This window comes from Rhodococcus sp. EPR-134, from assembly GCF_001647205.1.
Taxonomy (GTDB): domain Bacteria; phylum Actinomycetota; class Actinomycetes; order Mycobacteriales; family Mycobacteriaceae; genus Rhodococcus_F; species Rhodococcus_F qingshengii.
In genome coordinates, this window is record NZ_LVCT01000810.1 from 1 (window position 1) to 9,638 (window position 9,638).

Below are 9,638 nucleotides of genomic sequence, written 5' to 3' on the forward strand. Positions count from 1 at the left end.
TTTCAGGCCGGACATCTTCTGGATGACCTTGACCAGGCATTTGGGGCCACCGAGTGCGTACGTCGCATTGAGTTTGTCGCCGCTCGCTGCCGGGAAGGTTTCGCTGGTGTACTTGCCGGCGTCGTTGTCCCATCCCTGACAGATCGGACGTTCGACGTCGAGGTCACGCGGGAAGGAGACGGCGACGACGCGGCTTCGGTCGGCGGGAATGTTCACCAGCATGACCGTGTCGGCTCGGGCGCCTTCGGCGTCTTCGACGGTTCCGGCGCCGATCTCACCGCTCGCACCGGCGCGGGTATCGGTGCCGATGATCAGGTACGTCTCGTCGCCGAGTTGACCACCGGCGTCGATGATGTCGTCGGACTCGGTGTCGAGTGCCGCAATCTGATCGAATCCGCCTTCGACCGAGCGCAGATAGCCCCACACGACGCCGGTCAATGCGAGAGACATGACGGCCAGGAACGCTACTGCCGATCGGCCGATCACTTTTGCGCGATGGCGGCGGCGAATCTTGCTTTGCGCCAGACGAGTGGCGCCGGTGTCACCGACTACCCGCGGCACTGCGGAGGTGACGGGATGTTCTTCGGTGATCCAGTCCGCAGCGGCGGGCGGAACGGTCGGACGGGCGGGAATCGGCCGGGCGGGGGGCGGCGACGACGCTGCTGAAGATTGAGTCTTGGGTGTTACGGATTTGTTCGGCGCCGGCTTGGGCGGCGTAGCCGGGGCTGGTGGCGGCTTCTTGTCGCCTACCCGACGGACCAACTCGGCGACCGAAACAGAGTCGTCGGTCGGAGGCGAGTCCCGTCGCCCGGTACGTCCACTGCTGCGACGCTCCGGGGGACTGGGTGGTTGCGGTGTTGGTCGCTGGGGTGTGGCAGGGCGCTGGGGCGTTGCCGGTTGGTCCGGTCGGGCGTTGCGGAAGCGCTTGTCTGCGAGCGGACGTTCCCAGGGGGCGCGGCTCTCGGGCGGAGGTGGGCCCGAATCGTGATCATCACCCACCGATGCAACCTGTCCCGTCGTCGACTGTCAGTAACTCGTCATTCAGATGCCGGCGTCAACCGGTTGTCGACGAAGCTGGAGCCATATTACTGGTGAATCCTGAGTGCTTCACTCAGAAAGTGATGTGAGTAATCCGACGGCGTGTTTTCGCTAGCCACCAGAGTGCATCATGTCAGCTCCCGCCGGCACAAGGTCGTCTTCGGGATCGTCGAGCCAACCTTCCGGGAGTGCTACCTGACCGGGTGAGCCTTGGCGTCCGCGCGGGCCTTCGGCGTCCTTGGGGAACGGGACGTCGTGGTCGAGCTGTCCGAGCAGATCGTCCAGTTCGGACAACGTGCTGACCAGAGCCATCGAGACCCGCAGATCCGATCCGACCGGGAACCCACGCATGTACCAGGAGACGTGCTTGCGAAGTTCGCGCAGACCCTTCATTTCACCGTGATGTGCGGCGAGCAGTTGGGCGTGACGGGCGATGATCTTGGTGACTTCGCCGAGCGTCGGCGGCGTGGCGATCTGTTGTCCGTTGAGAGCTGCGCTGAGTTCCGCGAACAGCCATGGCCGTCCGAGGCAGCCGCGTCCGACGACGACGCCGTCGCAGCCGGTCTCGTTCATCATGCGGGCAGCATCCGAGGCGTCGAAGATGTCGCCGTTGCCGAGGATCGGCACGTCGGTGACGTGTTCCTTGAGGCGCGTGATCTCGTTCCAGTCAGCAGTGCCGGAGTAGCGCTGCGACGCGGTACGTGCGTGAAGTGCGACGGCAGCGGCGCCTTCAGCTGCGGCGATCCGGCCGGCGTCGAGGTGCGTGTGATGTTCGGGGTCGATGCCGACGCGCATCTTGACGGTGACCGGAATGTCGGTGCCTTCGGTGGCGCGCACGGCTGCCGCGACGATCTGACCGAACAGTCGACGCTTGTACGGTAGCGCCGATCCACCGCCCTTGCGGGTCACCTTGGGTACCGGGCAGCCGAAGTTCATGTCGATGTGATCGGCCATGTTCTCGTCGACGATCATCTTGGCCGCGGCGTAAGTCGTATCCGGGTCGACGGTGTACAGCTGCAGCGACCTGGGCGTTTCGGTCGGACCGAACGTGGTCATGTGCATCGTGGCGGGTTGGCGTTCGACGAGCGCGCGGGCGGTGACCATCTCGCAGACGTAGAGCCCGGACGTGCTGCCTGCACGTTCGAGTTCGAGTTCACGGCACAGCGTGCGGAAGGCGACGTTGGTGACGCCCGCCATGGGTGCGAGGACCACGGGGCTGTGCAGCTCGAGTGAACCGATACGAAGGGATGACATGTCTACCTCTGAACAAATACTTGTGACAATTGGAAGTGCCCGGTACCGAATCCGGTACCGGGCACAGAATAGCTGGTGAAACTAAGAAGCCTGCTGTTCGCGCTTGGCGGCTTCGCGTGCGAGCATGCGATCGCGCTGTTCCTCGAACTTCGTCGCGTTGGCGGCGAGTGTCTCGAGGAAGGCCGCCAACTCTTCGCGCGTGTTCTCGCCTTCGGCGCTGAAATCGTTGCGCTCGAAGATGTTCCACTTGCGCAGGACAGGCCAGACGACCTCGTCGAGGTGCTGGCGAAGGTCGTAGATGCCGTGCTTGGCCATCAGAGCGCCGTTACGGCGGAAGTTCGGCATGCCGGCACCGGGCATCTGGAAGTTCTGGACGATGTTCGCCACAGCCTTGAGCGCCTGATCGGGAGCAAGATCGAGCGCGGCGGCGCAGATGTTGCGGTAGAAGATCATGTGCAGGTTCTCGTCGGCGGCGATGCGCTGAAGCATCTTGTCGGCAATCGGCTCGTCGCAGGCCTTGCCGGTGTTGCGGTGGCTGACGCGCGTCGCGAGTTCCTGGAAGGTCACGTAGGCGACCGAGTGCAGCAGGCCGGCGTCGCCCTCGTCGATGGGTGCGCTGTAACCGTTTGTCATGTGTTCCATGCGGAAGCGCTCGAGCTCGACGGGGTCGACTGCGCGCGTGACGACGAGGTAGTCACGCATCACGATGCCGTGGCGGTTCTCCTCGGCGGTCCACCGGCCGACCCACGTTCCCCAGGCACCGTCCTGCGAAAAGTTCTCGGCGATCTCACGGTGGTACGACGGCAGGTTGTCCTCGGTGAGCAGGTTGGTGATCATCGCGGCGCGAGCTACCTCGCCGAGTTGTGACTGTTCGAGACTCCAGTCTTCGCCGCCCATGGCTGCGAAATTACGGCCCTCGTCCCACGGAACGTAGTCGTGTGGATGCCATTCCTTGGCCATGGAGATGTGGCGGTTGACGTTCTCCTCGGCAACCGGCTGCAGCTCTTGTAGCAGCTCCAGCTGCGTCAGAATCCTCGTCATTTCTTGCCTCCATGTTGAGTGAATGCGCGACTTCGCCCCAGCCTACGGCACCGTAGGTTTGAAAAGAATGGCATGAAAATTGCTCCCCTCGAGGGATGTTACCGATCCGTAGTTATCCGGGGGCACTTTCACTACCAAGTCGTTCTTTCGACGTAGTCGCGGAACGTCCGGGCGGGATCGGACAGCTCGCGGCTCTTCGACCAGATCAGCCCTATTTTTCGCTGTGCTCCTTCGATCGGTACGTAGACGACTCCTTCGGCCCAGATCGGTGGATCCTGAACCGGCATGACCGAGACACCGAAGGACGCGGAGACCAGTCCGCCGACCGTTGCCAGCTCGCTGCTCTCGAAGACGAAATTCGGAGTGAATCCTGCGGCCGCGCACAGTTCATCGAGAATTCTTCGCATCCCGAAGTTCGGATGCATACCGATGAACGGTTCGTCGGCCGCGTCCGCAAGCTCGACCGAATGCAACTTCGCAAAGCGATGATCAGCCGGAACAGCCAATGCCAGTGACTGCTGGGCGATCTGCATCCACGCCACCTGCGGATCGCGCGGCTGAGGCGAGACGACGGCCAGGTCGGACGTGCCGGCGGCGATTCTGTCGACCAGGAACTGCGCGCTGTCCTGATGCAGTTCGAATCGCACTCCGGGATGCTCGACGCGGTATCCGCGCAGCATGTGCGGCACCAACCAGGTGCCGAACGAGTGGAGGAAGTCGAGCCGGACCGTGCCGCTCTCTGGGCTCGCCAGCGACTGGATTTCGGTCTGCGCGGCGTCGAGGGCACGCAGTGCGATGCGAGCATGTCGATAGAGGATCTCGCCGTACCGGTTCAGTTCGAGTCGGCGTCCCTGACGGTCGAAGAGTGTCACGCCGACCTGTCGTTCGAGGCGTGCGAGTTTGCGCGAAAGGGTCGGTTGCGACAGGTGAGTCAGATCCGCGGTAGCGGTCACCTGTTGGGTTTCGGCGAGCACGACAAACCATTCGAGGTCTTCGGTCAGCATCACGAACCCAATCTATATACCTCCAGAGCATATAGAACATCAAGTTTATGCATTTTCTTTTGCCGAGTCTGGGCGGGAGGATTCTTGCCGGAGGTAAGTGATGCCTGGAGGTACGTGGTGACTGTCGAGAATGTGATCGAATCCGAAGTGATGCCGCTTCGCCGCGGAACATCGGGATATCGAACCGTGACCGTTGCGTTGTTCGCGGCCGGGCTGTCGACGTTCATCTCGATGTACGCGGCACAGGCGTTGCTGCCTGCGTTCGCCGAAGACTTCCACGTCTCGCCTGCGGTGTCTGCGCTGTCCGTCTCGGCGACGACGGGCATGTTGGCGTTGGCAATCATTCCGGCCAGTGCGCTCTCCGAGCGGTTCGGTCGCACACGGGTGATGATCGCGTCGGCGTCGGCGTCCTGTGTGATCGGTTTGTTTCTGCCGCTGAGTCCGACGATCGAGGTTCTGCTGGTCGGACGCGCAGCACAAGGATTAGCTCTGGCCGGTGTCCCGGCGGTGGCGATGGCCTATCTGGCCGAGGAGGTCGATCGGAAGGACCTCGGTGCAGCGATGGGAAGGTACGTCGCCGGCACGACGATCGGTGGGCTGATCGGACGGCTCGTGCCGTCGGCCGTCGTCGATTTCAGTACGTGGCGTTGGGCGCTGTTGACTGCGTCCGCGCTGTCGGCATTGTTCGCGCTCAACATGATCCGGCGGCTTCCCGCGTCGAAGTTCTTTCGCCCGCAACCGATATCGGTGCGCACGATCGCGTCGAATCTACGACGCCACCTTGCGAACCCGTCGCTGCGAACACTCTTCGCTTTGGGATTCATCCTGATGGGCGGCTTCGTGTCGATTTACAACTTCCTCGGGTTTCGGCTCACGGCAGCACCTTTCGGCCTTCCTGAAGCGCTTGTGGGCCTGGTGTTCCTTTTCTACCTTGCCGGAACTTTCACCTCGGCGGTAGCCGGCGGGGCCTCTGACCGACTGGGTAGGCGCAGCGTGCTGCTCGGGTCGGTTGTCGTCATCGGTATCGGCCTGGCACTGACCGTTCCGGACAATCTGGCGTTGACGCTCGTGGGGATGCTGCTCTTCACCGGAGGATTCTTCGCCGCACATTCGGTGGCCAGCGGTTGGGTGGGGCTGATCGCTACCGATCACCGGGCCGAGGCGTCGGCGTTGTATCTGTTTGCCTACTACGCGGGTTCGTCCGTGGCGGGCGCCCTCGCGGGTCTTGCATACGCGGGTGGCGGTTGGGTCGGGGTCAGTGCTTTTGTGGGCGCGCTGCTGTTGGTTGCGTTTGCCTTGTCACTGAGGATGTTTCGATCTTCGACGGTTGACTGAACCGAGCACTGCGGCGATCCCGAACGGGATCGCCGCAGTGCGAATCTGTCGAGCGAATTACTTCTTGCCGCCGCCGAGGAGGCCGCCGAGCAGGTCTCCGAGGCCGCCGCCCCCGGATCCGCCCAAGATACCGCCGAGTGCTCCGCCGATGCCGCCGCCGGAATTGCCGCCGCCGCCGAGAATTCCGCCGAGGAGGTCCCCGAGTCCGCCGCCACCGGAGGCCTGGGTCTGCGCGCCGGCACCGCCACCGGTGAACTGCTTGGCGAGGTAAGCCAGGACGATGGGAGCGAGGATCGGCAGCAACTGCTTCACCAGATCGTTTCCACCGCCGCCACCGACACCGCCCAGTGCGCTGGCGACCTGATCGGTGTTGCCGCCGAAGATGTTCGAGACGATCTTCTGACCGTCAGCGGTGTCGACTTTGCTGATGTCGACGCCGTCGTCGAGAAGGCTGGTGTCGGCGTGCGACTGCAGCGCACTTTCGAGTGAGGCTGCGCCGGCGGGATCCTGAGCGTTGGCGCCGAGGCCACCGACGAGGGTCGGAAGTGCAGTCTTGACCGCCGATTCGGCAGTTGCCTGGTCGACGCCGAGTTGCTGCGCGATCTGGTCGATGGGGATCTGGGATAGAAGGTCGTCAAGCGATGCCATTGATGCCCTACCTCTTCTGGGGTACTACTCGTCAGTACCCGGCTGTTGCAGACACTAGTGAATGTCGGCGTCGACGGTAACCCTCCGGTTGCCGAGCGGTCAGGCTCGGGTCTTCTCGCGGGGGACCAGGCACGCTAGGAGAGCGAGAATCAGTCCGCCGGCCGTCAGAATGAATCCTGTCTGATTTGTCAGGATCGTGGAGTAGTTTTCCCTGATGACATTGTCGAACTGATCGTTCACGCGGTAGTAGAACGTGCCAAGAGTCCCCAATCCCACGATAATTCCGATCCATGCTGCGATGCGAGAACCGAACAATGCGGCGATCAGAATCAATACGGCGGCGGCGAGCAGAAGTATCGCCATCGACCGGTAGAAGGTCACGGACTGATCGCCGAGTTGCTCGATTGCCCACCCGGCCGGAAAGCCGTCCCGCAGGTCCTCGAGGCGAACGTTGTCGGGTTTGACCCCGGCCAGTACGTACATGAACGAGCCGACGGCAACGGCGATTCCACAAATGAGCAGAACGAGATGAACTAACGTGCGCATGCCAGTCTCCCTGTGTTCGGAGTTCGGTGACGCGGTCGTCGCCGAGCCTAGCTGTGTCGCGGGTGTCAAGCTCGGTATCGAGCGTGCAGAATCGTCTCTATGCCCGACAACATGCGTCGACTCGAAGAGATCTCGCTGTCGCTGCCGGAAGCGGAGCGCGTCGACATCGAAGCGTGGGACGGCCACCCGACGTTCCGGGTCCGCGGCAAGAACTTCGTGTTCTGCAACCTCGAAGCCACCTCCTTGACCGTCAAGCTGAGCAAGGAGGAAGCCGAAGCGGTGGTGGCCACCGAACCAGGCGCAAGTGCTGCGGGCTACGGACTCGGTCGACACGGGTGGGTTGCACTCGACATCGGCACCGACGTTTCCGAGGAGAAATGGTCGCAACTGGAGGAGTGGATCTACACCTCGTTCACCCTCGTTGCGCCGAAGCGGCTTGCCCGGATCGTTCTCGATGCGGATGAGGAACGCCCGTAACGGATAGATTCGTCAGTACAGACGCCGACTAGACGAGGAATTGTCATGACGACACCGGAAACTTCACCGGCCACCGCAAAACCGGGCATGCCGCCGTGGGCGAAGAAGGCCATCGGGATCGCAGTGATGGCGGTGGTCCTGGTCATCGCTTACTTCATCCTTGCCGCCTTCCTTCCGCGTTGGTGGGCGCAGCGCATTGCGTCGTTGGCGAACGGCAGTTTCAGCGCCGGAATCGCGTGGGGGCTGCTGTTCGGTCTCGTGTGCACCCTGGTCCCGCTCATCTTCTTCCGGGCGGTCTGGCAGGTGCGCAAGCGCAAGCATGCTCGAATCATGCAGATCACGGCTCTCGCGTTGGGTGTGATCTTCGCGCTGCCGAATCTGCTCTCTCTGACAGTTGTTCTCGGCAACAACAACGCTGCGCATGCGGGCGAGCGGATCCTCGACGTCGACGGCCCCGGATTCCGCGGAGCATCCGTTGTCGGTGCCGTCCTGGGCGTTGCGTTGTTCCTTGGACTTGTCGCGCTCGGCTACATGTACAAAAAGCGTGGAAAGGATCTCGACAAGATGCGCGGTGAGCTCAAGCAGCACGAGCCGCAGAGCAAGGGCGAGGCTCCGGCTCCGGAAATCTGAGTCAGCTCTTCGACCGAGTACTCAGGCCGACACCGACTCCGACGGTTCCCGCCGCCACCAGTCCGGCGAGCGGGACAGCCCAGTGTCCGGCAAATGTGCAGGCGAGAACCAGGATTGCGCTCACTGGTAGAACGGCCTGCTCGATCCTGTCGCGCTTGAAGTGGCGTGAATGCATGAGCCACACGAAGATCAGGAACATCGCGGCCGGAATCGTGACCGCGGCAGATGCTGCGAACGTCGAAATGTGCGCTTCGCCAACTGCTTCCTCGACGGCTACTTCGATGCCGGCGCCGATGGCCGCAGCGGATCCGAATACGAAGTAGTGCCCGTATCCCCACAACAGGACGGCGCGATTGCCCTGGTCTGCGAGGTGCTCGTGGATCGGGACGGCGAAGTAGATCCACAACGCTGAGAACACGATCAGAACTCCGCCGACGGCAATCGGAATCAGTAGATCGGCGGCGTCGAAATCCCGGATGCCGGATTGGACCGCGATGGTGGCGGCAGCAATGGTTTCGCCGAGCATGATGATGGTGAAGAGGCCGTAGCGTTCGGCGATGTGATGCGGGTGCCGCGGCGTCTGGTGGTTGCGTTCGGCGATCGCCGGCACCGCGAGTTCGGCGATCATGAGAACGAAGAAGCCGGGTATCCACGCCGACGCCGGCATCAGGAGCAGCACGATCCAGCCGGCCTGGACGATCACGAGCCCGGCGGCATATTGCAGAGCAGTCGTTCGCGCTGCACCGGATTCACCGCTGGCGGCTCGAAGCCATTGGCAGGTGAGCGCAATTCGCATGATGAGGTAGCCGACGATGGCCGTCGTACGGTCGGTTCCGTCGAATGCGTCGGGGATTCCGGCGGCGAAGACGAGCACGCCACAAATCTGTACGAAGGTCGCGACCCGGTAGGGGACGTCGTCCGTGTCGTAGGCAGACGCGAACCAGGTGAAGTTCACCCACGCCCACCACAGCGCGAAGAAGACGAACATATAGCCGGCGATGCCGTCGGCGTAGTGGCCCTCGGCGACAGCATGCACCAGTTGCACTCCGGCCTGTGCGGCTGCAACCACGAAACACAGGTCGAAGAACAGTTCGAGCGGCGTCGATGCTCGATGGCCCTCGTCGCGGCTGCGTGCGCGCATCCGGATGATCGGCATTACGGCCCGGCCGTGGCCCGCGCCTGTACTGGTGTGTTCTGTCATCGTCCCCACCTTGCTCCGACGTGTAGTGCAGGAGCGCAGTCTAGGGCGAATTTCGTCGGGTCGACGAATGAGACATTTCGCCCCTCACCACACGAGAACGGGTTTGACGACTCGGCCCGACGCCTGATCTTCGACGGCTTTGTTGATGTCGGAGAACGCGTAGCGCGTCACCAAGCGGTCGATCGGAAACCGGCCACCGGTGAAGAGCTCGACGAGTTCGGGGATGAATGTCGAGACTTCCGACTCTCCTTCGATGCATCCTCGAATTGTCTTTCCGCTCAGCATGATGTCGGCCATGTTCACCTCGACCGTGGATGCTCCGAGTCCGACTACTGCCAGTGTTCCCCGTGCTCGAAGTGATGTGACGGCTTGATTGATCACGGAGCCGATTCCGGTGGTGTCGAGGGAATGTGTCGAACCTCCGTCGGTGGCGGCGCGTACTGCTTCGACCGCGTCCTCGGTGG

The 9,638-nt window shown here is 62.7% G+C and carries 11 protein-coding genes; 3 read left to right on the top strand and 8 right to left on the bottom strand.

The genetic code is table 11. The features are described 5' to 3' along the window. The 4 genes from A2J01_RS37165 to A2J01_RS34770 all read right to left on the bottom strand — a co-directional run. A partial coding sequence (locus tag A2J01_RS37165; protein WP_231916254.1) for an LCP family protein occupies positions 1-999 on the bottom strand: 999 nt, incomplete at its 3' end. A gap of 150 nt (positions 1,000-1,149) precedes the next feature. After that, positions 1,150-2,292 (bottom strand): tRNA dihydrouridine synthase DusB, encoded by a 1,143-nt coding sequence (dusB, locus tag A2J01_RS34760; protein WP_064114481.1) that lies wholly within the window; start codon positions 2,290-2,292, stop codon positions 1,150-1,152. 81 nt (positions 2,293-2,373) lie between these two features. Continuing rightward, positions 2,374-3,333: an acyl-ACP desaturase gene (locus tag A2J01_RS34765; RefSeq protein ID WP_003940492.1), complete on the bottom strand. Its 960-nt coding sequence runs from the start codon at positions 3,331-3,333 to the stop codon at positions 2,374-2,376. Positions 3,334-3,464: 131 nt separating this feature from the next. Then, the gene (locus A2J01_RS34770) at positions 3,465-4,340 is read right to left on the bottom strand and encodes a LysR family transcriptional regulator (protein WP_082901011.1); all 876 of its coding nucleotides are present in this window, start codon (positions 4,338-4,340) and stop codon (positions 3,465-3,467) included. A 147-nt stretch (positions 4,341-4,487) separates the two neighbouring features. Here A2J01_RS34770 and A2J01_RS34775 point away from each other — a divergent pair, with 147 nt between their 5' ends. Next, positions 4,488-5,672 carry an MFS transporter gene (locus A2J01_RS34775; protein ID WP_166502994.1) on the top strand — a complete coding sequence of 395 codons (1,185 nt, stop codon included), beginning with the start codon at positions 4,488-4,490 and terminating at the stop codon, positions 5,670-5,672. Positions 5,673-5,729: 57 nt separating this feature from the next. Here A2J01_RS34775 and A2J01_RS34780 read toward each other — a convergent pair whose 3' ends face one another. Next, positions 5,730-6,320 carry a DUF937 domain-containing protein gene (locus A2J01_RS34780; protein ID WP_003940105.1) on the bottom strand — a complete coding sequence of 197 codons (591 nt, stop codon included), beginning with the start codon at positions 6,318-6,320 and terminating at the stop codon, positions 5,730-5,732. A gap of 99 nt (positions 6,321-6,419) precedes the next feature. After that, the gene (locus A2J01_RS34785) at positions 6,420-6,866 is read right to left on the bottom strand and encodes a hypothetical protein (RefSeq protein ID WP_003939955.1); all 447 of its coding nucleotides are present in this window, start codon (positions 6,864-6,866) and stop codon (positions 6,420-6,422) included. Between the two features lie 99 nt (positions 6,867-6,965). Between A2J01_RS34785 and A2J01_RS34790 the strand changes: the two genes are divergently transcribed. Together A2J01_RS34790 and A2J01_RS34795 are read left to right on the top strand one after the other, a co-directional pair. Beyond that, entirely contained in the window at positions 6,966-7,343 is a 378-nt protein-coding gene (locus A2J01_RS34790) for an MmcQ/YjbR family DNA-binding protein (protein ID WP_020908916.1), read from the top strand. 45 nt (positions 7,344-7,388) lie between these two features. Continuing rightward, positions 7,389-7,973 carry a hypothetical protein gene (locus A2J01_RS34795; RefSeq protein WP_003940111.1) on the top strand — a complete coding sequence of 195 codons (585 nt, stop codon included), beginning with the start codon at positions 7,389-7,391 and terminating at the stop codon, positions 7,971-7,973. Between the two features lies 1 nt (position 7,974). Here the strand turns inward: A2J01_RS34795 and A2J01_RS34800 are convergent, their stop codons facing one another. Then, positions 7,975-9,174, bottom strand: a complete 1,200-nt coding sequence (locus tag A2J01_RS34800) for a low temperature requirement protein A (RefSeq protein ID WP_082901012.1) — start codon at positions 9,172-9,174, stop codon at positions 7,975-7,977. Between the two features lie 84 nt (positions 9,175-9,258). Next, on the bottom strand, positions 9,259-9,638 hold a 380-nt coding region (locus tag A2J01_RS34805), incomplete at its 5' end, for a zinc-binding dehydrogenase (protein WP_156519494.1).

Bases quoted from the DNA above. Each gene is read 5' to 3' on its own strand.
- dusB (WP_064114481.1), bottom strand. From the start codon at position 2,292: ATGTCATCCCTTCGTATCGGTTCACTCGAGCTGCACAGCCCCGTGGTC.
- A2J01_RS34765 (WP_003940492.1), bottom strand. From the start codon at position 3,333: ATGACGAGGATTCTGACGCAGCTGGAGCTGCTACAAGAGCTGCAGCCG.
- A2J01_RS34775 (WP_166502994.1), top strand. From the start codon at position 4,488: ATGCCGCTTCGCCGCGGAACATCGGGATATCGAACCGTGACCGTTGCG.
- A2J01_RS34780 (WP_003940105.1), bottom strand. From the start codon at position 6,320: ATGGCATCGCTTGACGACCTTCTATCCCAGATCCCCATCGACCAGATC.
- A2J01_RS34785 (WP_003939955.1), bottom strand. From the start codon at position 6,866: ATGCGCACGTTAGTTCATCTCGTTCTGCTCATTTGTGGAATCGCCGTT.
- A2J01_RS34790 (WP_020908916.1), top strand. From the start codon at position 6,966: ATGCCCGACAACATGCGTCGACTCGAAGAGATCTCGCTGTCGCTGCCG.
- A2J01_RS34795 (WP_003940111.1), top strand. From the start codon at position 7,389: ATGACGACACCGGAAACTTCACCGGCCACCGCAAAACCGGGCATGCCG.
- A2J01_RS34800 (WP_082901012.1), bottom strand. From the start codon at position 9,174: ATGACAGAACACACCAGTACAGGCGCGGGCCACGGCCGGGCCGTAATG.